Genomic DNA, 24908 nt, shown 5'->3' with positions numbered 1-24908 from the left:
GCTCGCCTGATGGACTGGGAAAAGGAAATCCAGGCGGGCGCAGATGGCTCTCCGCATTCGAACCTTCTTGGCTCGCGGTTCGTCTCCTTCGACGAGGCGACCAGCACCGCCACCATGCGCTTCACTGTGCGCAAAGAGATGTGCACATGGCGCGGGGGCGTGCAGGGGGGATTGGTTGCGGGCTATCTCGATGATGTGATGGGCTATGCCTATGTCGCGGCCACTGGCGGCGAAATGGCGCCGCTCAACCTTGAAATCTCGATGAGCCTCATCCGCCTGATCCCCGAAGGCCCGCTGATCGGGAAGGGCCGCGTGGTCAAATCGGGGCGCAAGGTCGTCTTTCTCGAAGGCGAGCTTTGGTCAGAAGACGGCAAACTGATGGCGCGCTCGACCTCGACCGCGCTGCCCACGCCGCGCCCGTCTTCGTCTGGCACAGGTATGCCCGACTGATGGCGCGCTACCTCGGGCTTCTGGGCAGTATCAATGTTGGCGGCAACCGGATCAAAATGGCCGAACTGCGCGACGTCCTGACCGAGGCGGGCTTCAAGGATATTGCGACCGTCGCGGCGAGCGGGAATGTGATTTTCACCGATGATAGCGACCCGGCGATGCTCGAAATCCGGCTTGAAGACGTGGTCCAGTCGCATTTCGGCTTCAAGTCATGCGCGATGGTCCGCTCAGCCGAAGAAGTGCGCGCGGCGATTGACGAAAATCCCTTTCACGGGACCGAGGCGCATCACGGCTCGGACAAGATGGTGCATTCGATCTTCCTCAGCCAGCAACCCGACAAGAGCGCGGTTGACGCCGTGATCGAGGAGCACCGCGCCAAAGGCAGCGAGCGGCTCGCGCTGGGTGACCGTGTGCTGTTTCTCGACTATGTGCACGGCGTGGGCGTCTCGGACCTTTCGAACAAGTTTCTGGAAAAGCGGCTTGGCTGCAAGGGCACTGCGCGCAATATGAACTCGCTCAAGAATATCCTCGCGAAGATGAACTGATGGCCAAACGACAAGAATTCACCAGCGAACAGCAATCGGTCCGCGTCCTCAAAGTGGGCGAGCGGGTGCGCCATATCCTGTCCGAACTGCTGGCGCGGCAAGAGGTGCATGACGAGGTTGTGAGCGCTTCCAACATCGCTGTGACCGAAGTGCGCATGAGCCCCGACCTGCGCAATGCGAGCGCTTATGTGAAGCCGCTTCTGGGGGCGGATGAGGACGACGTGGTCAAGGCTTTGCGCCAGAACACCGCCTTCCTCCAGCGCGAGGTCGCCAAGCGTCTGGGCCTGAAATTCGCGCCCAAGCTGAAGTTCCGCAAGGATGAAAGCTTCGACGAAGCCGACCGGATCGAGGCGCTGCTGCGCGATCCCAAGGTGGCGCGCGATCTAAGCGATGATTTGGGCGACGATGTGGAAGACGGAACCGAGTGATCTCCTGCGAAAGCAGGAGTCCAGAGTGCAACCTCGCGGCCGGATTCCTGCTTTCGCAGGAAATCACGCAGTCAGCGCGTTACTGCATGAGGTCCCCGCCTGCGCGGGGACTCGCGCCTAACGCGGCACCATCCGCGCGCGCAGACGAATATCAACCGTGTTGCCGACAATCAGCTGATAACTCCGCATCCCGTAATCACGCCGGTCGATTTCCATCTCGGCGGTGAAGGTCACGGGCCTTCCGCTGGTGCTGGTGGGATCGCTCGCGAAGGTCACATCGAGCGTCTCGGTGCGGGTCACTCCGCGCGCGGTCAGCTCTCCCGTCACAGTGCCGCGCGTGGGTGATGAAAGGGTGATCGAGCGTCCGACAAAGCGGATCGTGGGATAGCGCTCGACCCAGAAGAACTTCTCTCCGCGCAGCCGCCTTAGCGTCGTGTCATCGGGCGCCTCAATCTGCGCCGCGTCGAATGTCACATCGATCACCGCGCGCTCCGGAGCTCCGGGCACCACCGTGACATTGCCCTCCATCTCGGGAAAGCGGGCGGTCTTGCTCGACAGGCCGAAGAAGCCGACGCGCGCCGTGACTTCGCTGGCGCTGGCGTCGAGCCGGTAGTCGAGCGCGGCTCCTGTTTGCGCGCCAATGCTGGCGGGCATCGCGAGCGCGGCGAGCAGCGATAACAGGGTAAGGCGCAGCAGGTTCATAATCGTCTCTCCTACCCCTTGCCCTAATGTTTACGCTTGGCTGTCTCTGCCGGTTACTCCCTGACTATCCGCCCGCGCCGGGCAGGACATATTCAACCGGCGCATCGGGGCCCAGCGGCAGTCCGAGATAGAACCACAGCACGATCAGCAGAGTGCCCGAAATGAGCAGGAAGATCGAATAGGGCACCATCATCGCGGTAAGGCTGCCAAGTCCGAAATCCTTCTTCCAACGCTGCGCGAAGACGAGGATCAGCGGGAAATAGACCATCAGCGGAGTGATGATATTGGTCGCGCTGTCGCCGACGCGGTAGGCCGCGGTGGCGCCCTCAGGGCTGATCCCGAGCAGCATCAGCATTGGCACGAGGATCGGCGCGAGCAGTGCCCACTTCGCGCTTGCCGAACCCACAAACAGGTTGAGCAGCGCGGCAAACAGCACCATCAGGCCGAGCACAATCGGGAGCGGCAGGCCGGTCGACTGGATCGCAGCCGCCCCATGCACCGCCGAAATCAGGCCGAGATTGGACCAGCCGAACATCGCGACAAAATGCGCCGCTGCAAAGGCGAGGACGAGGTAATAGCCCATGTCCTTCATGCTTTCGGACATCATGTTGACCAGATCGCGGTGATTGTTGATCGTCCCCGTTGCGCGGCCATAGGCCCAGCCGCAGGCGAGGAAGAGCACGAAGAACGCCGCGACCAGCGACTGGTAGAACGGGCGCAATTCGCTGTGGATCGAGCAATCGGCGATCCGCGCGCCGGCATCGTTCAGGCAGGCTGCCTCGTTGATGAGCGGCGTGCCCGGTGCGAACACCATCACAGCCCACAGAGCAATCACAGCGAGCGCTGCGATGCCTGCATGGGCAAGGCCCTTGGAAGCCAGGTCACCGTCATGCGCGGTCGGATCGGGGCTGGTGCCGTCTTCGGCTGCACCGGCAGTCGCGCCGCCGGTCCATACGCCCAGTTTTGGCTCGATCACCTTGTCGGTGACGTACCAGATGATCGGCAGGAACAGCACGGTCATCGCGCTGATGAAGTACCAGTTGCCCGCAATATTCGCGGTCCATGCGGGATCGAGCGCGCTTGCTCCCACGGCTTCTTCGGTGATGCCGAACAGCAATGCGTCGAGCTGGCCGGGCGAGATATTGGCCGAGAAACCGCCCGACACGCCTGCAAAGGCAGCGGCGATGCCCGCCAGAGGGTGACGACCAGCGGCGGCGAACAGGATGCCAGCGAGCGGGATCAGCACCACATAGCCCGCGTCGGCGGCGTGGTTGCCCAGCATCGCAACCAGCGCCACAACCGGCGTCAGCAGCGCCTTGGGAGCGCTCTTCACAGCCTTGGCCATGCCCGCTGCGAAGAAGCCCGAACGCTCTGCCACGCCCGCACCCAGCATCACTACGAGGACGTAACCGAGCGGATGGAAATGGGTGAAAGTCTTGGGCATTTCGACCCACAGGCGCTGGATATTGTCAGCGGCAAACAGGCTCACCGCTTCGATCTTCAACGCGCCTCCGGTATTCTCGTCAATCGAAGTCGGGTGGAGCGCCGAAACGCCCAACGCCGCACTGATGATCGAGATGATGACCAGCGCGATAATCAGATAGAAGAACAAGAAGACCGGATCAGGCAGCTTGTTCCCGTTCCGCTCAATCCAGCCAAGAAAGCCGGTCATGCCTTCAGCCTTTGGCGCGTCTGCTGCCGATGCCATATTCGTGTCCCCGTAGATTCTTCCAGTTAAGTGCGTGGGGCTAGCATCGCGCATTCACCCTGTCACACGCATTAATCAACAGGCCCGCTGACGGGGTGGTGGCGTCAGCGCAATGCGCCGGTTAATCATCGCACATGGCAAAGCTCTATTTCTACTATTCCAGCATGAATGCGGGGAAATCGACCACGCTGCTGCAAGCGGACTTCAACTATCGCGAGCGCGGAATGGCGACGATGGTGTGGACCGCAGAGCTCGACACACGCAGCGCGGGTATGGTGAAGAGCCGCATCGGGCTGGAGGCTGGCGCGCATCACTATCGCCCTGAAACCGACATGAAGGCCGAAGTGCTGGCGCAGCATCAGGAGACGAAGCTCGATTGCGTGTTGGTGGATGAGGCGCAGTTTCTGACCGAGGCGCAAGTGTGGCAGCTGGCAGCGCTTGCCGACGAGCATGGGATTCCAGTGCTGTGTTACGGCCTGCGCACCGATTTCCTCGGCGCGCTCTTCCCCGGTTCGGCGGTGCTGCTGGGCATTGCTGATGCATTGGTCGAGCTGAAAGCGGTGTGCCATTGCGGGCGCAAAGCCTCGATGAACCTGCGCGTGACCGAAGACGGCAAAGCTGTCAGCGAAGGCGCGCAGACCGAGATCGGCGGGAATGACCGCTATGTCGCTTTGTGCCGCAAACATTTCAGCGAGGCGCTGAAGGCTTAGGCTGGTTTCGCTGGGCGCAATCCCCATATCAGCTGCAATGTTAGACCAAGCCACCCTGATCATGCTCCTCGTCCCCGCGCTTGTCGTGGCGATTGTCTTTCACGAGGTTGCACACGGCCTTGCGGCCAAGGCGCTGGGCGATCCCACCGCGAGCGAGCGTGGGCGGCTGACCTTCAACCCGATCAAACATGTCGATCCGGTGGGCACCTTGCTGGTGCCGGGCGGATTGCTGCTGATGGGTGCGCCCGCATTCGGCTGGGCCAAGCCGGTGCCGGTGAACAAATATCGCCTCAGAAATCCGCGTTGGGGGATGATGGCGGTTGCCGCTGCTGGACCCGCGATGAACTTCGCGCTTGCCGCTATCGGCGCCGTAGTGCTGGGCCTGATCGCCGCGGTCTGGGGCTATCCTGAGCCGGGCAATGTGAGCATCGTCGTCGAGGCGCTGTCGATGTTCCTGCTCATCAACATCTTTCTCGGCATGTTCAACCTGCTGCCGATCCCGCCTTTTGACGGCTCGCACATTGTCGGCGGGCTGCTGCCGGGCAAGCTGCGTTTCTACTGGGAGCGGATCCAGCGTTTTGGCATCGTGCTGATCCTTGGCGTGATCGGGTATAGCTGGGTTTTCGGGACCGGCTGGCTCGAAGTGACCGTGCTTCCGCTCGTCGAGGGAGCGATGGATATCTATATCGGCCTTGCCGACATGATCGCGCAGTCATTTTAGGGCCCTTTCAGGCTGACTAGTCAGCACTAACCGCGTCGACAAAGCGCGCGCCCGAATGCCGGGCGAGCAATTGCTCCAGCAGCGCCTCGCGCCGTTCCGCCTGCACGCACACCACAATGCACCCGCCAAAGCCGCCACCGGTGAGCCGCGCGCCCAAGGCTCCCAGTTCTTGCGCGCTCGCCACCAGCGCATCGATTTCGGGCAGCGACATGTCGAACAGGTCGCGCATCGAGGCGTGGCTTTCGTTCATCAACTCGCCGAAGCGGGCCATTGCGCCAGCCTCCAGAGCGTCAACTGCTTCGACGGTGCGCCGATGCTCGGTGAGGCAGTGGAGTGCGCGGCGTTTGGGTATGTCGTCGAGGTCTGCCCCTTCGACCTGTGCGCGGTCCAGCAGGCACAGATCCTCGGTCCCGAAATACCGCTTGGCTGCGTCGCACTCCGCCTTGCGCGCGCCGTAGCGGCCATCGGTCAGCTTGCGGGTGAGGCCCGAATGCACGACCAGCATTGCGTAACCGGCGGGCAGGGAGGCGATGGTCCAGTCAAGGCTCTTGGTGTCGAGCGCCATCGCGGTGCCGGGCGTCGCCAGCGCGACTGCCATCTGGTCCATGATCCCGCAAGGCACGCCCATATAATGGTTCTCGACCCGGCGCGCCGCGACCGCCAGCTCCACATCATTCTGCGTCCCACCACCGGCCTCGCGCGCGGCCTTCAGGATCGCGACGATCAGCGCAGCAGAGGAGGACAGGCCCGACCCCTCCGGCATGGTCGAGCGGATGTCTATGCTGGCCCCGCCTTGGAGCAGGCCCAGCGCATTGGCCTCTCGCAAGGCGCCCACACAAGGGTCTGACCACTCGCCCACGGCATCATCAGCGAGGTCGCGCACCGCTGGCGCGTCGTAATTGTTCGAGGTGACCGCGACCATGCTGTCACTGCGCGGGGAGAGAGAAACCTCGATCCCGATCGACAGCGCGGCAGGCAGGACCATGCCGCCATTATAATCGGTGTGCTCGCCGATCAGATTGACCCGTCCGGGCGCATGCCCAAGATAAGTGGCGGTGAAAGTCTCAGGCATCGCGCACGAACTTCCGAAGTGTCTGCGCCGCGTCCTCCGGCATCACATCGACGGTAAACGTACCGGTGTGCTGCTCGACCGAAGCGAGATATTTGACCCGTCCGGGCGCGCGCAGCAGCGGGTAGAACTGGACGGTGAAGTGGTATCCGGTCGATCCGCCATTGGGCGCTGCATGAAACGCCATCATCGTCGCGGCAGGCTGCTGGAACAAAGCGTCATAGCGCCGCGTGACTTCGCCGAGCCAGTAATCGAGCGCCTGCAATTCCTCGTCAGAGCAATCCCACGGCCCCTGACGGGCGGCAAGCGGGGCGATCCAGATTTCGTAGGGGAAGCGCGCAAATCGCGGGACGAAAGCCGCCATGCCGCCTTCGACGCCAAGGCCATAATCGGGCAGGGCAGCGGCGATCTCGCCTGCAAGATCGTACCCGCTCGCAAAGGCATCAATCGCGCGCTGCTGGACGTCGGGCACGCGGTCAAAGCCGTAAATCTGGCCATGCGGATGGTGGAGCGTCACGCCCACCTCGTCGCCGCGATTTTCGAACGGCAGGACATATTCGCACCCCGCAGCGAAATGCGTCTCGTAGCGGTCGATCAGCGCGCCGAGCAGCACTTGCCGCCGGTCGCTGCCGATGGATTCGAGGCTGCCTGTCGCTTCGGGAGCATAGACCACGACATCGCATGCGCCCTTGGCCGGTTCGGTTTCGATGCCGCCAAGGTCGGCTGCGCTGGCCGCGCCGGGGTGGAAGGCGGCGAACTTGTTCTCGAACACAGCGCATTCAAAATCGGCGAAGGGAATCTCGGTCTCCGGCCCGCCGGGGATTGTGGGTGCGAGTGGGTCGTCGGCGGCGGAAGGCTTGAACGTCCGGTTCTGCCTATGCGCGGCATAGACATTCCATTCCTGCCTTAGCGGGTGGCGGCGCAGCTCACCGCCTTGTGCGATCTCGTCAGCGCTTTCGCTCTGGGGCGGAAGGCTATGTGCCTCGCGGCCATAGAGGTGGAGCATCCGCCCATCGGCCTTGCGATGATCGCGGCGATAGGTCGCGCGGCCACCGATTGAGCGGGCAAGCTGCGTCACAAGAGCGCCTTCTTATCGAACCATGCTGCCAAACGCTGCTGAGCCGCATCGTCCAAATGCAGACCAAGCTTGCTGCGACGCCACAGCACATCCTCGGCGCTGCGGGCAAATTCGTGCTCAACCAGATAGTTCAGCTCGGCTTCGTAGAAACCGCCGCCGAAATGTTCGCCGAGCTCGCTGGTCGATACGGCGGTGCCGAGAACCTGTTCGATCCGCGTGCCATAGGCGCGGTAGAGCCTGCGTAGGACATCGGCGGGGGTCCATGGCTTGCGCCCGCTGAGCCATTCCAGCTTCTCGTCAAACTTTTCGGGCGCGAAGTCCCCTCCGGGCAATGGCTCGCGCGCGGACCAGTCATCTTTGGAATGACCCAGCTTTTCAAGCGCATGTTCGGCAAGCTTGCGATAGGTTGTGATCTTGCCGCCGAAGATCGAGAGCATTGGCGGCGCATCGCCCGCCTCGCCGCGATCAACCTCGAACACATAGTCGCGCGTCACGGTCGAGTTTGATGCAGATTTGTCATCATAGAGCGGGCGCACCCCGGCATAGCTCGACACGGCCTGATCGGGCGATACGTCGACGCGCAGATATTCGTTCACCGCATCGCAGATATAGCGCTTCTCTTCCTCCGAGATTTGGATGCCCGATGGATCGCCTTCAAAACCGACATCGGTGGTGCCGACCAGCGTGAATTCGCGCTCATAGGGAATCGCAAAGACGATCCGGTTGTCCTTGTTTTGAAAGATATAAGCGTGATCGCCTTCGAACAGGCGCGGGAAGATCAGGTGGCTGCCTTTGACGAGACGCAGATTGTTGTGCTCAGCGCCGGGGATCGCGCGGCCCAGAACCGTATCGACCCACGGGCCAGCAGCGTTGACGACCTGGCGCGCGACAATCCGCTCCTCGTTGCCGTCTTCCCCGCGCAAAGTGGCGATCCAGACATCCCTGCGCCGCTCCAGCGCGGTGCATTCTGTGCGGGTGCGGATTTCGGCGCCGCGCTCCATCGCGTCGACGCAATTGAGCACGGTCAGCCGTGCATCCTCGACCCAGCAATCGGAATATTCAAAGCCTGTTGTGAGCCGCTCTTCCAGCACTTCGCTATGCGGAGCGGCGCGCAGATCGACCGTCTTGGTCGGCGGCAGCAATTTGCGCCCGCCCAGATTGTCATAGAGAAACAGGCCCAGCCGGAGCATCCATTTGGGCCGCAATCCTTTGTCGTGCGGCAACACAAAGCGCAGCGGCCAGATGATATGCGGGGCAAGGCCCAGCAGCCGCTCACGCTCGATCAGGCTTTCACGCACCAGCCGGAATTCGAAATGTTCGAGATAGCGCAGTCCGCCATGGACCAGCTTGGTTGAGGAGCTGGACGTATGCGCCGCAAGGTCGTCCTTCTCAACCAGACACACCGACATGCCGCGCCCCGCCGCATCGCGGGCAATGCCTGCGCCGTTAATGCCGCCGCCAATGACCAGAAGGTCGAAATTCTCGCTCACGTCTCAGCCTTAAGGTGATAGATCAGACAGGTGTCGGGATGGGTAAGCGGCGGCTGAATCCCGTGACCCATCAGCGCTGCTCCCGATATGAGCGTTCCTTCGCCCTGTAGACCGGCGGCGTCAACAATCGAGGGTGAGGAGATCGAAGGATTGTGCTGTGGCCAGACCAGCTTGACGCGGTATTGCGCCAGCGGATCGAGCCCGGCGAAGTGGATGCGCGCGGGCAGGGTGACGATCTCGTTTTCGAGCACAGCGTAAGAGAACAGCGCTTCGCATCGATCGGTGCCGACGCATCCGACCAGATTGGTGGCGGGCGACCCATCGAGCCGGTAGAAGCGCCCCGCATGGATCAGCTCGCGGTGCTGCTTGTAGAGCGCGATGCCTGCCTTGAGCACCGCCAGATCGCGCTCGCTCTCGCGCCGCAGGTCCAGCTCCATTCCCATATGGCCGAAAATGGCGCTCGCCGCGCGGAAGGCCATGGAGAATTTGCGCCCCGTAATGTGGCAGCGCTTTGGCCCGACATGGCTGCCGAGGACGCGAAGAGGCAGGAAATGCGAAGCGCCGCGCTGGATCGACTGCCGTGCGCGCGCATCGTTATTGTCCGAGGTCCAGACCCGGTCGGTGTTGCGCAAGATGCCGAAATCGGCGCGGCCACCGCCCGACGCGCAGCTCTCGATCTCTAGAGCGGGATGGGCAGAGCGGAGGCGCGCGATCAAGGCGTAGACAGCCCGCGTCTGCGCGCCCGCGACCGCTCGCCCGCCGCTGCCCGGATGCTGGATATCGCGGTTCATGTCCCACTTGATGTAGTCGATGGCGTATTCGACGACGAGCGCGTTGATCTTGTCGAACAGATAGTCGCACACTTCGCTTCGGGTGAGGTCGAGCGTCAACTGACCGCGCGATGGCACTGGCTCAACGCCTTCAGCTCTCAGCACCCAGTCGGGATGCGCGCGGTAGAGGTCGCTGTCGGGATTGACCATTTCGGGTTCGAACCACAGGCCGAATTCCATGCCTAGCTCGCGCACGCGGCCCGCCAGCTTGTGAAGGCCTTTGGGATAGACCTGTCCGCTCACCCACCAATTGCCCAGTCCTGCCGCATCGTTGCGCCGACCGCCGAACCAGCCATCGTCGAGCACAAAGCGCTCTGCGCCAACAGCGGCGGCGCGCTCGGCGAGGTCAATCAGCGTGTCTTCGTCATGGCCGAAATAGACCGCTTCCCATGTGTTGTAGTGGACGGGGCGGGGCGCGGTGCGGCTGCGTTTGTCGAGCACCGATCCGCACAAATATTCGTGGAAGGCGTGCGAGACACCGTTCAGCCCGTCCTGCGACCAAGCAACCAGCGCCTCGGGTGATTGGTAGTGCTCACCCGCTGCCAGTCGAAACTCGCCGGGAAAGCCCATTTCGCCCATCTGCACAAAGCCGCGAGCGTCGCTGTGGCGGTCGATCCGCAGGCGGTGATTGCCGCTCCATGCGAGGTGGAAACCGCAGGCCGGGCCGTGCATCTCGCTCGTGTCGGCGCTGGCGAGAATTCCGCCGGGGAAGGAGTCATGGCTGGTCCGCCCGGCCTTGTTCTCGCGCACAATGCTGCCCTGAAATGCGGGGACTTCCTCGATGTGAAACTCGCCAGCCCAGCGTCCGGTGAAGCTGAGGAAGCGCGTTAGGCGTGGGTCGAAGGGCAGGCACAGCGCTGCGCACCAATCGAGGTCGAAAGTGCTATCGCCGCGATTTTCGATCCGCGTGCTGCTCGACAACATGCCGGTTGCCGGATCGAGTGCGAAGGAATGCACGCTAGCTAGGCCGCAGGTGCTGTCTTCGCAGTGGATTTCGACAGCCTGCGGGGACAGCTCGATCACTTCCACTACGCGCAAATCAATTGCCCAATCCATGCCGCCGCGGTGGCCGATAAGGCTGGACGGTCCCGAAATGCCCGTTCCGACCTCGTTGAGCAGCGACCCGCGCTGATGGACCGCAGGCGTGCCCGGCGCATGTTGCCGTGTCGCTAGCAGCGCCAGTTCTTCGGCATTGGCACCGGGCAGGTCAGGCCCGGCATAGAGGATATGCGCCCGCTCGCCTTTACGCGCTTCGAGTGCCAGCAGCGTCCCGCCTGCGCGCAGTTCAAACAATTCGTGAATATTCTGAAGCTTGTCAGTCATCGGGAATTTCTTTGCGACACGCCTTGCTCTAGGACAACTCAATTCCGCGAATAGGGGCATGCGGGCGAGGGAGAATTTGAATGAACGTCGTCCAGATTGCGGTCTTTTTCGCCTTGATGGCCATTCTCGCCGCGCTTGTGTGGCGCAAGGTGGCGGCAGCGCGCGCGGCCAGCCATGCATCGGCGGACAAGGAGATTTTCCTCGCAGGCGGGGGACTGAGCTGGTTCTTCGTCGCGGGCGCGATCACGCTGACCAACCTTTCGACCGATCAGCTGGTGGGCATGAACGGCGCGCAGATGCTGCTGGTCGCTTGGTGGGAGATCGCCGGATTTATCGGCCTGCTGATGCTCGCCTTCATCTTTGTGCCGATCTACTATCGCAACAATTGCACGACCGTCACCGAACTGCTCGAAAAGCGCTATGACGGCGCGAGTATCCGCACGGTAATCTCGGGCCTGTTCCTCGCGGGCAATCTGTTCATTTACCTGCCTGCGGTGATCTATAGCGGGTCGCTGTTTATCCAGTCGCTGTTCGGGTTGGAGATGGGGCAATTTGTGATCGTGCCGCCTTTTGGCGAAGATCCCGGAATGGCAGTGGATCGCGGCTTGATGGCGATAGCAATCGTCTTTGCGATTGTCGGCGCGGCCTATGCGATCCTCGGCGGACTGCGCGCTGTGGCGGTGCTCGACACCTATAGCGGCATCGGCATTCTTGCGCTGGCTTTGCTGGTTGTGTTCCTCGCGCTGAAAGCCATCGGTTTCGACTTCTCCGGCGTGCCGACAGAGCGGCTCTCGATGGTCGGGGATTACGATTCCCAGATACCGTTCCACACGCTGTTCACCGGCATGATCTTCATCCAGATATTCTACTGGTCGACCAATCAGAACATCACGCAAAAGGCTCTTGCTGCTCCCAATGTGAAAGAAGCGCAAAAGGGCATCATGGCGGCTGCCATCATTCGCGTGCTGATCGTGCCGCCGATTGTGGTTATTCCGGGCGTCGTGGCGTTCAAACTCTACGGCGGCGTCGGGGACGAAGCCTATGGCCGTCTTGTCGGGGACATCATGCCCAGTTGGACCAGCGGGCTATTCGCAGCGATGATCGCGGCGGCGGTGCTGACCACCTATTCTGCTGTGATGAACGCGACGATCACGCTCTGGTCGGTCGATTTCCACCGCAAGTTTGTCAATCCGGACGTCGATGTCGTGCGGCTCAACCGCAAGGTCGGGATCGGCGCGATGGTCGTCTCGATCCTGCTGGTGCCGATCTACTCGAATGCAGAGAGCATTATCGATCTGTTGCAGCAATTGAACGGACTGCTCTCCATGCCGATCCTGTCCGCCTTTATCGCGGCGCTGCTGTTCCGCAATATGGATGCGCGCGCGGCGGTTACGGGGCTGGCCTACGGCGTCGGGATCTACGCGTTCCACACCTTCTATCTCTACACCGACCGCGCGGTCTGGGGCGGGACGACATTCTACCGCTATCTCGGCCTCGACTGGTTGCACTATATCGACGTGATGGTGTTCGTGCTGTTCAGCTCGGTCCTTGTGGCCTTGCTCACCAATCTCGTGGTGTTCGGCAAACGGGCGAAGTTCGGCTTCCGCTCGGGCGCAGAGGAGCCTTCTGCCGCTTGAGCAAATGGCCAACTGCGCCTAGCGGGGCGGCATGAGCGAGCTTAAACCCGCGCCGAATGGCTGGATCATCCTCGACAAGCCGCGCGGGCTTGGATCGACGCAGGCTGTCGCGGCGGTGAAGCGCAATCTGCGTCAGGGCGGCTATGCCAAGACGAAGGTGGGCCATGGTGGCACTCTGGACCCGCTGGCCGAAGGGGTATTGCCGATTGCGCTTGGCGAGGCGACCAAGCTCGCTGGGCGGATGCTTGATGCGAGCAAGATTTATGACTTCACTCTCAAGTTCGGCGAGGAGACCGCCACGCTCGACACCGAAGGCGAAGTCGTCGAACGCAGCGATCACCGCCCAACGCTGGAGCAGGTAGAGGCGGCGCTCCCTCACTTCACAGGCGCGATCGAGCAGGTGCCGCCAGCCTATTCGGCGCTCAAAGTCGATGGCAAGCGCGCCTATGATCTGGCGAGGGCTGGGGAGGAAGTGACGCTCAAAACGCGTGCGGTCACGATTCATGCGCTCACCATCGCCGATGGCGGTCACGAACGCGATGCGATCACCCTAACCGCGCACGTTTCCAAAGGCACCTATATCCGCAGTCTTGCCCGCGACATCGCGCGCGACCTTGGAAGTCTCGGCCATGTTACCTATCTAAGGCGGACAAAGGCCGGTCCATTCACCGAATCCCAAGCGATTTCGCTGGACAAACTGAACGAAGTCGCTAATGGCGCGGCCCTTGAAGACCTCCTCCTGCCGTTAGAGGCGGGGCTGGACGACATCCCGGCCCTCAACCTCAACCAGACAGACGCGCAGGCGGCCCGAGAAGGCCGGGTCTTGTCTGGATTGCCCCAACCATCCGGGCTCTATTGTGCGATGCTGGACAGCGTCCCTGTCGCGCTTATGGAAATTTCGGATGGGACAGCGAAAGTTGTCAGGGGTTTCAACCTTCCCGATGTCGCTGAGTAGAAAGAGAAAATATGTCGGTTTCACCCGAGCGTAAGCAAGAAATTATCAAGGACAATGCCCAGGCCAAAGGCGATACGGGCAGTCCCGAAGTTCAGGTCGCGATCCTCACCGAGCGCATCCGCAACCTCACCGAACACTTCAAGTCCAACCACAAGGACAACCACTCGCGTCGCGGCCTTCTGATGATGGTCAACAAGCGCCGCAACCTGCTCGCCTTTCTCAAGAAGAAAGACGTCGAGCGTTACAACGCCCTGATCCAGAAGCTGGGTCTGCGTAAGTAAGAGTTTTTCAAGGGGCGGCTCCAAGGGCCGCCCTTTGTCTATCCTCTCCCGAGCAATTCGGCCGGGAGCGGAAAAATGGGGCGCGATTAGCCCCGCACCGGACCGGGACGGTATCCCCGGCACAAGTAGGCCCCGCCACGCAATAAGGCGTCATGCGGGTTCAAAAGGAAAATACATGTTCGACACGAAAACCGTATCGGTGGAGTGGGGCGGAAAAACCCTCACTCTGGAAACAGGCCGCATTGCCCGTCAGGCAGACGGCGCTGTTCTGGCCACTTATGGCGAAACCGTGGTGCTGTGCGCAGTCACCGCCGCCAAGAGTGTTCGCGAGGGGCAGGACTTCTTCCCGCTCACCGTTCACTATCAGGAAAAATTCTCGGCAGCCGGCCGTATCCCGGGCGGCTTCTTCAAGCGCGAAGGTCGCGCGACAGAGAAAGAAACGCTCACCAGCCGTCTGATCGACCGTCCGGTGCGCCCGCTCTTCCCTGAAGGGTTCTACAACGAAATCAACGTGATCTGCCAGGTTCTGTCCTATGACGGCGAAACCGAGCCAGATATCGTCGCAATGATCGCAGCCTCTGCTGCTCTGACCATTAGCGGCCTTCCCTTCATGGGTCCGATCGGCGCAGCGCGCGTCGGCTTCAACAATGAAGGCGAATATGTCCTCAACCCGAGCATCACCGATGCGCTGGGCGAAGACGGCAATCTCGACCTCGTTGTCGCGGCGACCAACGACGCGGTGATGATGGTTGAATCCGAAGCGAAAGAACTGACCGAAGAGCAGATGCTCGGCGCGGTCATGTTTGCTCACGAGGAAAGCCGCAAGGTCATCGGCGCGATCATCGATCTGGCTGAACAGGCTGCCAAGGAACCTTGGGAAGTCGACACCAGCGACGACACTTCGGCAATCAAGGAAAAGCTGCGCGGCATCGTCGGAGACGACATCGCGGCTGCTTACAAGCTGACCGACAAGTCGGCGCGTTCCGATGCTCTGAACGAAGCGCGCGCCAAGGCGAAAGAAGCTTTCGCCGAGGAAGAAGGCCAGACCCAGATGGTCGCCAACAAGGCGGTCAAGAAGCTGGAAGCCGAAATCGTTCGCGGCGCCATCATCAAGGACGGCACCCGCATCGACGGACGCAAGCTCGATCAGGTTCGCCCGATCGAAGCCATGGTCGGCCTGCTGCCGCGTACCCACGGTTCGGCGCTGTTCACCCGCGGTGAAACGCAGGCGATCTGCACCACCACGCTCGGCACCAAAGATGCAGAGCAGATGATCGACGGTCTGGAAGGCCTTAGCTACAGCAACTTCATGCTGCACTATAACTTCCCGCCCTATTCGGTCGGTGAAGTGGGCCGTTTCGGCTTTACCAGCCGCCGCGAAACCGGCCACGGCAAGCTCGCTTTCCGCGCGCTGCGTCCGGTTCTGCCCAACACGGAAGATTTCCCGTACACGATCCGCGTTCTGTCCGACATCACCGAGTCCAACGGCTCGTCCTCAATGGCGACTGTCTGCGGCGGTGCATTGTCGATGATGGATGCAGGCGTTCCGCTCGCACGTCCGGTTTCGGGCATTGCGATGGGTCTGATCCTCGAAGGCAGCGACTTCGCAGTTCTGTCCGACATTCTGGGTGACGAAGATCACCTCGGCGACATGGACTTCAAGGTTGCCGGTTCAGAAGAAGGCATCACCAGCCTCCAGATGGACATCAAGGTTGCCGGCATCACCAAGGAAATCATGGAAAAAGCGCTCGAACAGGCGAAAGCCGGCCGCGCGCACATCCTGGGTGAAATGGCGAAGGCTCTGACCGGCGCCCGCACCGAGGTTTCCAAGCACGCTCCGCGTATCGAAACGATGCAGATCGACAAATCGAAGATCCGCGACGTTATCGGCACGGGCGGTAAGGTTATCCGCGAAATTGTCGCTGAAACCGGCGCCAAGGTCGACATTGACGACGAAGGCACGATCAAGATCAGCTCTTCGAATGCAGACGAGATCGCCGCAGCACGCGCGTGGATCGAAGGCATCGTCGAGGAAGCCGAAGTGGGCAAGATCTACAACGGCAAGGTCGTAAACATCGTCGATTTCGGCGCGTTCGTGAACTTCATGGGCGGCAAGGACGGTCTCGTCCACGTCTCCGAAATGAAGAACGAGCGGGTCGAGAAGGTCACTGACGTCGTCAGCGAAGGCCAGGAAGTAAAGGTCAAGGTTCTCGAGATCGACCAGCGCGGCAAGGTCCGTCTGTCGATGCGCGTTGTTGACCAAGAAACCGGCGAAGAGCTGGAAGACACACGCCCACCACGCGAGAGCAAACCGCGCGGTGATCGTGGGGACCGTCGTGGTCCGCGCGGTGGCGGCGGCGGTCGTGGCCGCGGCGGCGACCGTGGTGGTCGCGGTGGCAATCGTGACGGCGGCGGCGACAATGATGGCCCCGCAGCAATGCCGGACTTCCTGAAGGACTAAGCCTTTAGCGCAAGCGAAACAGCAAGGCCCGCCGAAAGCGATTTCGGCGGGCCTTCTTTATGGATTGACCGCGCCACCCGCTCCCTCCACCCTTCCACCCGGATTATCACACCGGGTTACGATCCGGGTGGAAGGGTGGAGGGAGCGGGTGGCTCCGGCACGCAGGAACAAAAATGCTCAAACGCGAACTTCTCGACACCGCCGACATCCAGGACGGCGAAACGCTCGAGCTCTACAGCCATGGGCGCGACTTTATGATCGTGCTGGGTCGCAACGAGTTGATGAGCTCCCGCATGCGCTTTTCCGAAGAGCAGCTGGCCGAGCTGACGCTTGACCGCTTGGAGGCAAGCAACCCGCGCATCCTGATCGGCGGCTATGGCATGGGCTTCACTCTGCGCGCGGCTTTGGCACGGATGGGCGAGGGCGCGCAGGCGGTGGTCGCGGAGATCTCGGACAAGATCATTGAATGGGCGCAAGGGCCGATGGCGGAGCTGACCGGTGACTGCCTGTCGGACAAGCGCCTCGACCTCAAAATCTGCGATGTCGCCGCGCTGATTGACGATGCCAATGACGGGACGTGCGAGAAGTTCGACGCGATCCTGCTCGACGTGGATAACGGGCCGGACGGGATGGTGCGCGCCGACAACAACCGCATCTATTCGCGCACCGGCCTTGGCAAAGCGCGCGATGCGCTGAAGCCCGGCGGGATTGTCTCGGTCTGGTCAGCCGCCCCCGATCACGGCTTTCGCCGCCGGATGAAAGAGGCCGGTTTCGACGTCGAAGAACGCAGCGTCCGCTCGCGTCCGAACAACAAGGGCGCGCATCACACGATCTGGTTCGGACGCAAACGCGCCTAGCAGGCTCAGGCTCGGGCTGCTTGCGCCTCAAAGTTCCCTCGCTCTGCTGCTTGTAGATCGTGACGATCATCACCATCTAGGAGCAATCGAGAGCACGTCTTAATGCGCATCTCGACTGAGAGACAATTGCGCTCCCGCATTAGGGAGAACGCGAATTGAGCCTCAACAGACTTCTATACGACCACCAGGTTGCCTTGATGAAAGCCGCAGCTGCAGGGAAGCGGACTGCGCCGCGCGGCTGCGTCAATCATCATGAGAACCTGATCCAAGAAGCCCGGCAGCAACTCGGCGTCGCGCAGTATCCTTTCGCAAAGACCAGAGCCAATGGCTCGCGGTCTCACCACGCCATTGCTGGCTGAGGAATCCCACATGAAAAGCGTTATCGAAGAGCGGACCGCGCAAGGTCGCGGCCAGGGCATTTATGCTCTGGAATCATTTACTAAAGGCGACATCCTGTATCTGGGGGTGCTCGATGACAGGCCGATCACCAACCACTCGCACGCCTCCCAAATCAGCAAGACCCGGTTCGGATTTCACAAGGGGCTCGGCTCCAAGTTCAACCATTCCTGCGATCCCAATTGCGGCATCATGCTCAACGCAACCGGCGGTCATAATATCGTCGCGATGCGCGACATCGCAGCCGAAGACGAAGCCACATATGATTACGCGATGCGCAATTACCGGATCGAGCATTTCACCGCTTCGTGCGGCTGCGGGCACGCCAAATGCCGCGGGTCGATCACTGGCTGGAAAGACCTGCCGCAACAGCGCAAGGACGACTATGCCGGTTTCGTCGCGCCCTATCTGATCGAGATGGACGCCGAGACCACGGCAATCGCCCCGCATGAACATGCAGGCGCGGCTTTGGCGGGCGAAAATTCCGCCAGAATGTGAGGCCGCGTCAGGCCCATTTCACCCCGATCCAGACTGTACCACAGACCCGCGCCTTGCGGATCCCGGTGGCCGTGCAGTCCACCCTCGAAAGGAAACTTCTTCATGACCCCGGACAAATTTCTACCGCGCTGCCACCCCCACATGCTGAGCGAAGAGGGCAGCGTCGATGCTGCTCAATGCGAAGCGCTGGCACAAGACATGGCAGAGCTTCGCGAGATGGGCATCATTCTCACGCTGGTCGCGAACTATAAGGTGGGCGCATATCGCTACACCAGCCTCCCCGACGCGCTGGCCGAGGCACGCAGACGCCGTGTTCAGCCCGAGAAGCAGCGAACCGCTCGTTAAGTCGGGATCGTTCGAAATTTAGAATCGCACCGGTTTTCAAAAAGGGAATTGCGCGGCGGGTAGCGGGCGCGCGCGGCGCAGTGATATCCGAATCGCTCCGCAAACTTGATTTTCTCCGGAGCCAAGTCTAGTGGCGCTCCTCCGGTTCAATTGTTCGATAGAAAAGAAGGGAATGTATCATGCAAAATGCTCTGACATCACATGAAACCAACCCAGAATTCTTTGATATGCAGGAACAATTGTCATGGGCAATTCCTACAAAGGTGAGCACGCTCGCCTGACTTCTTCTGGTGGTCAGCAGACCGCCAGAACTTCTGAAAAATCTGCAAAAACCCGCATCATCGCATCCAGTGAAAGTTGGATCGAACAGTCTGCGATTGATCAACTCCACCAGACCGCGCAGCTGAAAGGCATCGAGGAAGCCGTCGGCCTGCCCGATTTGCATGCCGGTCGCGGCATCCCGATTGGCGCGGCTTTTTGGTCGACCACGCATGCCTATCCGCATCTGGTGGGCAACGATATCGGCTGCGGCATGTCGCTGTGGCAGACCGATATTCGCGCGCGCAGATTCAAGCTTGACCGCGCGGTCAAGCGGCTGACCGATCTGGATGGGCCGTGGTCGGGCGATCAGCCAGCGCGGCTCACTGAATCGGGCCTGCCTGCCGAGCTGACCGCCGATGCGCTTGGTACGATTGGCGGCGGCAATCACTTCGCAGAATTCCTTGCCGTGGACGAAGTGCATTGCGAGCAGACTTTCGACAGTGCGGGCTTCGACCCTGCTGGTGTCTTGCTGCTCGTCCACAGCGGGTCGCGCGGGCTCGGGCAGGCGGTGCTTGAAGGCCATCTACGGCAATTCGGGACAGGCGGGCTCGAAGTCGGCGGCTCCGATTTCGCCGCCTATCGCAAGCGTCACGATCAAGCGATGCGTTGGGCTGAGCTCAACCGCGAGATCATCGCTGAGCGCTTCCTCGACCGGCTGAGCGCCAGCGGCACGCGCAAGCTCGACATCTTCCACAACACTCTAACGCCGCACAAAGATGGTTGGCTACACCGCAAGGGAGCTGCACCGGCTGACAAAGGCCTCGTCATCATCCCGGGATCCCGCGGAACGATGAGCTATCTGGTCGCGCCGACCAGTGACGAGCAGAAGCTGGACCATGCTTTGCACTCGCTGGCGCATGGTGCCGGACGCAAATGGGCGCGCAGCGATGCCAAAGCCAAACTGTCCAAGCGCTACAGCCAGAGCGAGCTGGAGCGGACCGAGCTTGGCGGAAGGGTGATTTGCGAAGACAAGAGCCTGATCTTCGAGGAGGCTCCGCAAGCCTATAAGAACATCGAAGGCGTTATCGGCGATCTGGTGGATGCCGGACTTGTCAAGGTTGTCGCCGTTCTGCGTCCATTGATCAGCTACAAGATGAGGCGCGCATGACCGATATCGTTTTGCACCTGTCATCGGGGTCCGGGCCGAAAGAATGCGAGTGGGTGATTGCCCGCCTCGCCGAACAATTCGTCAAGGAGGCTGCACGCGAAGCGGTCAAATGTGATCTGATCGAGCGGGATTCCAGCACAGCGGGTTCGCTGCTGATGAGCGTGTCGGGCAATGGCGCCGATGCGTTCGCGGCGGCGCGCGTGGGCAGCATAAGGTGGATCGGAACCAGCCCGTTCCGCCCAAGGCACAAGCGCAAAAACTGGTATGTCGGCGTGCGCTCGGTCTCCGCGACGAACCAAGCGCATGAACTGAAGGATGCCGACATCAAATATCAGGCAATCCGCGCCTCGGGGCCGGGCGGGCAGCATGTCAACAAGACCGACAGCGCAGTTCGTGCGACCCATGTCCCGAGCGGGCTCACAACCGTCTCTCAGGATCAAAGGTCGCAATTTGCCAACAAGAAGATCGCGCGGCTTCGTCTTTCACTCTTGTTCGAAGAGATGCGAGAGGAGGCCAAGGCGCAGGCCAAGGGCAGCATGTGGCAGCGCAATCGGAAGCTTGAGCGCGGCAACGAGGTGCGATGCTACGAGGGGGTCAAATTCAGGCTGAAGCGCTAAGGGCGCCCCCCCAACAATCAAAAATCATAAACCACCGTAATCCGGCTCAGCGTATCGGTGTTTTCTGCGCCGAGCGGCGGGTTGGTGTCGTGCTCGATCGTGTAGCTGAGCCGCACCGAGATGTTGTCCGCGACGCCTGCCTGAATGCCGGTGCCGGAGGTGTAGGTGCTGCTGCCGGACTGGATGAAGGCGCTGGCGTCCTGGGTCAGCGCTATGTTCTTGGCGATCTGCCAGTCGAAATCCATGCTGGCGAGGCCGGCAATGTTGCTGGTGCTTTGACCGAGGAGGAATTCGGTGCGGCGGTAGGCCGGGCCTGCCTTGACCGAGAGGGTCATATTATCCTCTACGATCACGTCATAGCCCAGACCGCCCGAGGCCGCGTAGCGCGCGGAGAAGCCCTGAAAACGGTCGCGCTCATACTGCGCCAGTGCATAGGCGAACAGACGGTCGGACAGGCGCAAATTGGGCTCGTAAGAGGCCAGGAACTGCTCGCTGGTCACGACGCCATTGGATTCCTGATAGTCGACCCGCGCGCGCAATTTGTGCCGCCAATTGATCCCATCGCGGGTCAGGGCAAGGCCTGCGGTGATGCCGGTATTGCTCGAATTGCCGGTCGAGTTGAACGCGCCCAACTCGCCCGAGCCGCTCCAATTGTCGAACAGGCCAGCGCTGCGGATCGCCTCTTGCTCGGCGGCTGCTTCGGCGGCCTGGTTTGCGGCGAGCTGCGTTTCGTAAGTCGCCAGCATCGCGTCGATTTCGGCTGCATCATCGGGATTGGTCGTGCGTGCAATATCGATAACCGTGCGGACCTTGGCATCGTCTCCGGTCGCGATGGCAGCGACGATCATGTCGCGCACCGGATCGGGCAGTTCGGCCTGAGCCGCCGCTGGAATGAGAACAAGGCCGCTAGCTGCGACAGTCAGTGCGAAGGTCTTGAGTTGTGGCAAAATCAGCTCCCGATTACGCGCCAATAATTCTGGGTGCACCCATATAGTCGCGCTTGCCCAACGCGACACCTTTCATTCGCAAAATGTCGTAAAAGGTTGTTGCGTGGAAATAGAGGTTCGGCTGGTTGAAGCTAAGCAGGAAATTCTGACCCGTAAGCTCCATCAGGCGCTTACCGCCCAGCTCGAAACCGATGGTCTTGTCCGCGAGCGCCTCCAGCTCATCGACGGTGATCGCGTCCAGCTGGGCCAGTGCATCATCGATCATCGCGCGCATCGCGTCCCAATCGGCTGGCAGCTCGGTAAAGTCGGGCGAGAACGCGCCGGTCTTGTAGAGACCCAAGGCAAAGCCCGAATGCACCCAGCATGCGCGCACATGCCACGGCAACGTCCACATCGTCTCGGCCAGCTTGGCTTCGTAAAGCTCGCTGGCTTCGATGCCGTTCTCGGCGCAGTGCACTTCGGCTTTGTCAACGAGACCCCGCATCCCGCCAAGGATCTGCTTGGCCGACGGGACGAAGGCTTCGTGGAGCGTGAGTGGCATGTGTCTCTCCCTGAAATGAAAAAGGCCCGACTGCTTGGGTAAGCGGCCGGGCCTTGAATTGGTTGTTGCCTTAGCGCACCCGCGGCCCGCCAAAGGGCAAAGGCGGCGGGGGACGGCGTGCGCCGCGCGGCAACTGTGCCTGATAGGCCCGCCCGCAATGCTCGACGCAATAGGGGAAGCCGGGGTTCACATCGGTCCCGCAGAAATGGAAGTCCGGCTCACCCGGATGGCCCATCGGCCAGCGGCACACCTTGTCCGACAGGTCGAGCAGGCTGGTCTTGTCCGCGATCTCGGGGCTGGGCTTGGCCGGCACCAGACGGCGAGGCGGCGCAGGCGGGATCGGAGGCTGCTGGTCGCCCGGACCCTGACGCAGAAAGCCGCCCGGACCGACAGAGACGATCTTGGGCAGGTCAGGCGTCGGATTGGGGACAGGCTGCGAATTGTTGCCACCAGGCGCGGCCGCAGGTTTGGGGGTTGGAGCCGTGTCCGTCGCCGGAGCTGCCTTCGTCGCGGCAGGTTTGGCTGCGGGCTTGCTCGCCGGTTTCTTGGCTGTCGTCGCCTTGGTCGCAGCGGCTTTCTTCGCCGCTTTCTTCTTCTCGTTGGCTTTCACCGGAGAGGGCCGTGATTTGAGGCCAAGGCGGTGCGCCTTGCCGATCACGGCGTTGCGGCTGACACCGCCCAGTTCTTCAGCGATCTGGCTGGCGGTCGATCCGCCTTCCCACATCTTCTTGAGCGTCGCGATGCGCTCGTCAGTCCAGCTCATATGTCTTTCAACTCCGTTCGACCCTCAGGAGGGCCGTACCTCAATCCTTCAAGTGCCTACATAGGTAGCTTGTCACAAGTTGCCAGAGGCCGTAACCGACCGACCATGGCAGATGAGATTTCCGCTAATCCCGCTCCCCTAGACGGATCGAGCGGTGAAGGCACCCGTATTTCGCACAAGTTTCCCGCGCGCGGCGTTCCGGTCATTACCGGAGTGAACCGCGTCGGGCTGCTCGCGCTCTATATGAAGGAGGTGCGCCGGTTTCTCAAGGTCCAGACGCAGACAGTTTGGGCGCCTGCAGTCACAACCTTGCTGTTTCTGGTGATCTTCACCGTCGCATTGGGGCGGGGCGGGCGCGAAGTGCTGGGCGTGCCGTTTGCGAGCTTTGTCGCACCGGGCCTCATCGTGATGGGGATGATGCAGAACGCCTTTGCCAATTCGTCCTTTTCGCTGCTCTCGGGCAAGATCCAGGGGACGATCATTGACCTGCTGATGCCTCCTCTTTCGCCGGGCGAGCTGATGGGCGGGATCATTGCCGCCGCTGTCACCCGCGCGATTGCCGTGGGCGGGGCGGTGGCAATCGCCATGGCTTTGTGGCCGGGCGTTTCGCTGTCGGTTGAGCATTTGTGGGCGGTGATCTGGTTCGGATTGATGGGGGCTATTCTGCTCGCATTGCTCGGCCTTGCAACCTCGATCTGGTCGGAGAAGTTCGATCACAACGCCGCGATCACCAATTTCGTCATCGCGCCGCTCTCGCTGCTGTCCGGCACATTCTACGTGCTCGACAACCTTGCCCCCGCATTCCAGGCGATTAGCCGCGCCAACCCGTTCTTTTATGTGATCTCGGGCTTCCGCTATGGCTTCCTTGGCCAAAGCGACATCGGCACCGATGCGCAAGTCATCGCAGCCGCAGCGGGACTCGCCGCGCTCAACGCAGCAATTGCGGTGCTGGTCTATCTGGTGCTGCGATCAGGCTGGAAGCTGAAAAGCTAATTCCAAATTGCTATGCTAATACACTCCGAAGGACCGCAAGCGCGACTGCGCGTCGCGCCTAATGGCCCGCGCCCGGCGCTTGAGGGCGCAACAAACTAATGCGTGAGCCTTAGGCGAGCCAAAGCGCGACTGCGCGCCCGAGCTGATGCGAGGAAATCGCAGCGCGGAGGCGCTGCGCAAAACATCAATGCGTCAGCGATCGCCGCATCCGGTAACGCCCGTCAGCAAACTGCTCGAACAGCTCCGGAACCGTCGGATGATCAACCGGCCCGCCTTTGGCGTCAGCGATCAGATTGCCCTGGCTGACATAGGCGACGTAGCTCGCATCCTCGCTCTCGGCGAGAAGGTGGTAGAACGGCTGATCGCGGGGAGGGCGGATGTCTTCGGGGATCGCCTCGTACCATTCCTCGCTATTGGCAAAGACCGGGTCGATATCGAAGACCACGCCGCGAAAATCGAACAAACGGTGGCGGACGACCTCGCCAATGCCAAAACGGCTGCGGGTCTGGCGCGGAGCATTGATGGTGCGTCCCGCTTGGCTGGAGAAGAAGTGAGCGCGTTCCATTGGCCGAATATGGAGCTTCGAAAGCGCAAAACAAGCGCGGGGGCCTGCGCAAAAGCCAGATATGCCCGCATTTTGTGGGCCGCGGCGGCGCAAGAGGCCTTGGCAAGCGGCGGAGGCTGCGCTAACGGGCGCGCTTCCTGTCGCTGGCCCGACCAAGCCTGCGACGCCATCTCGCGCTACCAAACCGAGAATGGCCGCAAAGACAGGAATGCGGAGAGGTGCCGGAGTGGTCGAACGGGGCAGTCTCGAAAACTGTTGAGCTCTTACGGGTTCCGAGGGTTCGAATCCCTCCCTCTCCGCCACATCTTCAAGACTACTGCTCAATTCTGTGATCCTAACGCGACTCCGCCCTTTCCTGATCGCCGGACGCGATCTCAGCGGCGTCATTGACCTCACATTGGTATCGCTATAGCCATTGTCCACGACGGGGGGCATCTTGCACGCCGGTTGCCATGTGGAACGATTGCGCTGCCAGCGCTTTTTCGGTTCTAGCACTGGCGTGAAGAAAGCTCGTTTCGTCTTCGGGGGGAGACGTAAATCATGAGCAAGGAATCGAGAACCTGCGGGCT

25 protein-coding genes and 1 tRNA gene are annotated in these 24908 nt (G+C 61.4%); 16 read left to right on the top strand and 10 right to left on the bottom strand.

The window, feature by feature from the left end:
- Positions 1-9 precede the first annotated feature (9 nt).
- Genes Q0887_RS07760 through rbfA form a run of 3 tightly spaced genes read left to right on the top strand, consistent with a single transcriptional unit; the run spans position 10 to position 1423 of the window.
- Positions 10-450, top strand: a complete 441-nt coding sequence (locus tag Q0887_RS07760) for a PaaI family thioesterase (protein ID WP_299193741.1) — start codon at positions 10-12, stop codon at positions 448-450.
- A complete protein-coding gene (locus tag Q0887_RS07755) occupies positions 450-995 on the top strand; it encodes a DUF1697 domain-containing protein (RefSeq protein ID WP_299193739.1) in 546 nt (181 codons plus the stop codon). The genes Q0887_RS07760 and Q0887_RS07755 overlap by 1 nt, the downstream gene beginning before the upstream one ends.
- On the top strand, positions 995-1423 hold the full coding sequence (gene rbfA, locus Q0887_RS07750) for a 30S ribosome-binding factor RbfA (protein ID WP_299193737.1): 429 nt from the start codon (positions 995-997) through the stop codon (positions 1421-1423). The genes Q0887_RS07755 and rbfA overlap by 1 nt, the downstream gene beginning before the upstream one ends.
- Positions 1424-1540: 117 nt before the next feature.
- Here the strand turns inward: rbfA and Q0887_RS07745 are convergent, their stop codons facing one another.
- Positions 1541-2125 carry a YceI family protein gene (locus Q0887_RS07745; protein WP_299193735.1) on the bottom strand — a complete coding sequence of 195 codons (585 nt, stop codon included), beginning with the start codon at positions 2123-2125 and terminating at the stop codon, positions 1541-1543.
- Between the two features lie 64 nt (positions 2126-2189).
- Positions 2190-3833: an AbgT family transporter gene (locus Q0887_RS07740; RefSeq protein WP_299193733.1), complete on the bottom strand. Its 1644-nt coding sequence runs from the start codon at positions 3831-3833 to the stop codon at positions 2190-2192.
- Positions 3834-3967: 134 nt separating this feature from the next.
- On the opposite strand from Q0887_RS07740, the gene Q0887_RS07735 reads away from it, so the two are divergent.
- Both Q0887_RS07735 and Q0887_RS07730 read left to right on the top strand, forming a co-directional pair.
- On the top strand, positions 3968-4543 hold the full coding sequence (locus Q0887_RS07735) for a thymidine kinase (RefSeq protein ID WP_299193731.1): 576 nt from the start codon (positions 3968-3970) through the stop codon (positions 4541-4543).
- Between the two features lie 61 nt (positions 4544-4604).
- Positions 4605-5264, top strand: a complete 660-nt coding sequence (locus Q0887_RS07730; RefSeq protein ID WP_299193729.1) for a site-2 protease family protein — start codon at positions 4605-4607, stop codon at positions 5262-5264.
- 16 nt (positions 5265-5280) lie between these two features.
- Here Q0887_RS07730 and galK read toward each other — a convergent pair whose 3' ends face one another.
- Genes galK through Q0887_RS07710 form a run of 4 tightly spaced genes read right to left on the bottom strand, consistent with a single transcriptional unit; the run spans position 5281 to position 11054 of the window.
- Positions 5281-6336: a galactokinase gene (gene galK, locus Q0887_RS07725; RefSeq protein WP_299193727.1), complete on the bottom strand. Its 1056-nt coding sequence runs from the start codon at positions 6334-6336 to the stop codon at positions 5281-5283.
- Entirely contained in the window at positions 6329-7411 is a 1083-nt protein-coding gene (locus Q0887_RS07720; protein ID WP_299193726.1) for a galactose-1-phosphate uridylyltransferase, read from the bottom strand. The genes galK and Q0887_RS07720 overlap by 8 nt, the downstream gene beginning before the upstream one ends.
- Entirely contained in the window at positions 7408-8901 is a 1494-nt protein-coding gene (gene glpD / locus Q0887_RS07715) for a glycerol-3-phosphate dehydrogenase (RefSeq protein ID WP_299193725.1), read from the bottom strand. Before glpD ends, Q0887_RS07720 begins: the two co-directional genes overlap by 4 nt.
- A complete protein-coding gene (locus tag Q0887_RS07710; RefSeq protein WP_299193723.1) occupies positions 8898-11054 on the bottom strand; it encodes an alpha-galactosidase in 2157 nt (718 codons plus the stop codon). The genes glpD and Q0887_RS07710 overlap by 4 nt, the downstream gene beginning before the upstream one ends.
- An 80-nt stretch (positions 11055-11134) precedes the next feature.
- On the opposite strand from Q0887_RS07710, the gene Q0887_RS07705 reads away from it, so the two are divergent.
- The 9 genes from Q0887_RS07705 to prfH all read left to right on the top strand — a co-directional run bounded on the left by Q0887_RS07705 (position 11135) and on the right by prfH (position 20530).
- Positions 11135-12691, top strand: a complete 1557-nt coding sequence (locus Q0887_RS07705) for an SLC5 family protein (RefSeq protein ID WP_299193721.1) — start codon at positions 11135-11137, stop codon at positions 12689-12691.
- Between the two features lie 31 nt (positions 12692-12722).
- On the top strand, positions 12723-13646 hold the full coding sequence (truB, locus tag Q0887_RS07700; protein ID WP_299193719.1) for a tRNA pseudouridine(55) synthase TruB: 924 nt from the start codon (positions 12723-12725) through the stop codon (positions 13644-13646).
- 11 nt (positions 13647-13657) lie between these two features.
- A complete protein-coding gene (gene rpsO, locus Q0887_RS07695) occupies positions 13658-13927 on the top strand; it encodes a 30S ribosomal protein S15 (protein ID WP_299193717.1) in 270 nt (89 codons plus the stop codon).
- A gap of 175 nt (positions 13928-14102) precedes the next feature.
- The gene (pnp, locus tag Q0887_RS07690; protein ID WP_299193715.1) at positions 14103-16388 is read left to right on the top strand and encodes a polyribonucleotide nucleotidyltransferase; all 2286 of its coding nucleotides are present in this window, start codon (positions 14103-14105) and stop codon (positions 16386-16388) included.
- Positions 16389-16561: 173 nt separating this feature from the next.
- Complete coding sequence (locus Q0887_RS07685; protein WP_299193713.1) at positions 16562-17245, top strand: MnmC family methyltransferase; 684 nt, start codon at positions 16562-16564, stop codon at positions 17243-17245.
- A 369-nt stretch (positions 17246-17614) separates the two neighbouring features.
- Positions 17615-18139: an SET domain-containing methyltransferase gene (locus tag Q0887_RS07680; RefSeq protein ID WP_299193712.1), complete on the top strand. Its 525-nt coding sequence runs from the start codon at positions 17615-17617 to the stop codon at positions 18137-18139.
- 102 nt (positions 18140-18241) lie between these two features.
- Complete coding sequence (locus tag Q0887_RS07675; protein ID WP_299193711.1) at positions 18242-18484, top strand: hypothetical protein; 243 nt, start codon at positions 18242-18244, stop codon at positions 18482-18484.
- Positions 18485-18728: 244 nt separating this feature from the next.
- Positions 18729-19913 (top strand): RNA ligase RtcB family protein, encoded by a 1185-nt coding sequence (locus Q0887_RS07670; RefSeq protein ID WP_299193709.1) that lies wholly within the window; start codon positions 18729-18731, stop codon positions 19911-19913.
- Positions 19910-20530 (top strand): peptide chain release factor H, encoded by a 621-nt coding sequence (gene prfH / locus Q0887_RS07665; RefSeq protein ID WP_299193707.1) that lies wholly within the window; start codon positions 19910-19912, stop codon positions 20528-20530. The genes Q0887_RS07670 and prfH overlap by 4 nt, the downstream gene beginning before the upstream one ends.
- 17 nt (positions 20531-20547) lie before the next feature.
- Here prfH and Q0887_RS07660 read toward each other — a convergent pair whose 3' ends face one another.
- From Q0887_RS07660 to Q0887_RS07650, 3 genes are all read right to left on the bottom strand, one after another.
- Positions 20548-21477, bottom strand: coding sequence for a DUF481 domain-containing protein (locus Q0887_RS07660; RefSeq protein ID WP_299193706.1), 930 nt, complete (start codon positions 21475-21477; stop codon positions 20548-20550).
- 13 nt (positions 21478-21490) lie between these two features.
- Positions 21491-22018, bottom strand: coding sequence for a DUF1993 domain-containing protein (locus tag Q0887_RS07655; protein ID WP_299193704.1), 528 nt, complete (start codon positions 22016-22018; stop codon positions 21491-21493).
- Between the two features lie 70 nt (positions 22019-22088).
- Complete coding sequence (locus Q0887_RS07650) at positions 22089-22781, bottom strand: GcrA family cell cycle regulator (protein WP_299193702.1); 693 nt, start codon at positions 22779-22781, stop codon at positions 22089-22091.
- Between the two features lie 105 nt (positions 22782-22886).
- Here Q0887_RS07650 and Q0887_RS07645 point away from each other — a divergent pair, with 105 nt between their 5' ends.
- Positions 22887-23774 (top strand): ABC transporter permease, encoded by an 888-nt coding sequence (locus Q0887_RS07645; RefSeq protein ID WP_299193701.1) that lies wholly within the window; start codon positions 22887-22889, stop codon positions 23772-23774.
- A gap of 184 nt (positions 23775-23958) precedes the next feature.
- Here the strand turns inward: Q0887_RS07645 and hspQ are convergent, their stop codons facing one another.
- Positions 23959-24339 (bottom strand): heat shock protein HspQ, encoded by a 381-nt coding sequence (gene hspQ, locus Q0887_RS07640; protein WP_299193699.1) that lies wholly within the window; start codon positions 24337-24339, stop codon positions 23959-23961.
- A gap of 212 nt (positions 24340-24551) precedes the next feature.
- Here hspQ and Q0887_RS07635 point away from each other — a divergent pair.
- Positions 24552-24641, top strand: a tRNA-Ser gene (locus Q0887_RS07635).
- The last annotated feature ends 267 nt before the right edge of the window (positions 24642-24908 follow it).

The sequence above is a fragment of the uncultured Erythrobacter sp. genome (assembly GCF_947492365.1).
Taxonomy (GTDB): domain Bacteria; phylum Pseudomonadota; class Alphaproteobacteria; order Sphingomonadales; family Sphingomonadaceae; genus Erythrobacter.
The sequence above is the reverse complement of the archived record's forward strand: the minus strand, read 5'-3'. Positions and strand labels throughout refer to the sequence as shown.

Excerpts from the sequence above, each read along its gene's own strand:
- Q0887_RS07645 (WP_299193701.1), top strand. The coding sequence starts at position 22,887 with ATGGCAGATGAGATTTCCGCTAATCCCGCTCCCCTAGACGGATCGAGC.
- pnp (WP_299193715.1), top strand. The coding sequence starts at position 14,103 with ATGTTCGACACGAAAACCGTATCGGTGGAGTGGGGCGGAAAAACCCTC.
- Q0887_RS07650 (WP_299193702.1), bottom strand. The coding sequence starts at position 22,781 with ATGAGCTGGACTGACGAGCGCATCGCGACGCTCAAGAAGATGTGGGAA.
- Q0887_RS07755 (WP_299193739.1), top strand. The coding sequence starts at position 450 with ATGGCGCGCTACCTCGGGCTTCTGGGCAGTATCAATGTTGGCGGCAAC.
- rpsO (WP_299193717.1), top strand. The coding sequence starts at position 13,658 with ATGTCGGTTTCACCCGAGCGTAAGCAAGAAATTATCAAGGACAATGCC.
- galK (WP_299193727.1), bottom strand. The coding sequence starts at position 6,336 with ATGCCTGAGACTTTCACCGCCACTTATCTTGGGCATGCGCCCGGACGG.
- Q0887_RS07735 (WP_299193731.1), top strand. The coding sequence starts at position 3,968 with ATGGCAAAGCTCTATTTCTACTATTCCAGCATGAATGCGGGGAAATCG.
- Q0887_RS07670 (WP_299193709.1), top strand. The coding sequence starts at position 18,729 with ATGGGCAATTCCTACAAAGGTGAGCACGCTCGCCTGACTTCTTCTGGT.
- Q0887_RS07760 (WP_299193741.1), top strand. The coding sequence starts at position 10 with ATGGACTGGGAAAAGGAAATCCAGGCGGGCGCAGATGGCTCTCCGCAT.
- Q0887_RS07705 (WP_299193721.1), top strand. The coding sequence starts at position 11,135 with ATGAACGTCGTCCAGATTGCGGTCTTTTTCGCCTTGATGGCCATTCTC.
- Q0887_RS07745 (WP_299193735.1), bottom strand. The coding sequence starts at position 2,125 with ATGAACCTGCTGCGCCTTACCCTGTTATCGCTGCTCGCCGCGCTCGCG.
- Q0887_RS07675 (WP_299193711.1), top strand. The coding sequence starts at position 18,242 with ATGACCCCGGACAAATTTCTACCGCGCTGCCACCCCCACATGCTGAGC.
- Q0887_RS07685 (WP_299193713.1), top strand. The coding sequence starts at position 16,562 with ATGCTCAAACGCGAACTTCTCGACACCGCCGACATCCAGGACGGCGAA.
- prfH (WP_299193707.1), top strand. The coding sequence starts at position 19,910 with ATGACCGATATCGTTTTGCACCTGTCATCGGGGTCCGGGCCGAAAGAA.
- Q0887_RS07740 (WP_299193733.1), bottom strand. The coding sequence starts at position 3,833 with ATGGCATCGGCAGCAGACGCGCCAAAGGCTGAAGGCATGACCGGCTTT.
- Q0887_RS07655 (WP_299193704.1), bottom strand. The coding sequence starts at position 22,018 with ATGCCACTCACGCTCCACGAAGCCTTCGTCCCGTCGGCCAAGCAGATC.
- Q0887_RS07730 (WP_299193729.1), top strand. The coding sequence starts at position 4,605 with ATGCTCCTCGTCCCCGCGCTTGTCGTGGCGATTGTCTTTCACGAGGTT.
- hspQ (WP_299193699.1), bottom strand. The coding sequence starts at position 24,339 with ATGGAACGCGCTCACTTCTTCTCCAGCCAAGCGGGACGCACCATCAAT.
- rbfA (WP_299193737.1), top strand. The coding sequence starts at position 995 with ATGGCCAAACGACAAGAATTCACCAGCGAACAGCAATCGGTCCGCGTC.
- truB (WP_299193719.1), top strand. The coding sequence starts at position 12,723 with ATGAGCGAGCTTAAACCCGCGCCGAATGGCTGGATCATCCTCGACAAG.
- Q0887_RS07710 (WP_299193723.1), bottom strand. The coding sequence starts at position 11,054 with ATGACTGACAAGCTTCAGAATATTCACGAATTGTTTGAACTGCGCGCA.
- Q0887_RS07680 (WP_299193712.1), top strand. The coding sequence starts at position 17,615 with ATGAAAAGCGTTATCGAAGAGCGGACCGCGCAAGGTCGCGGCCAGGGC.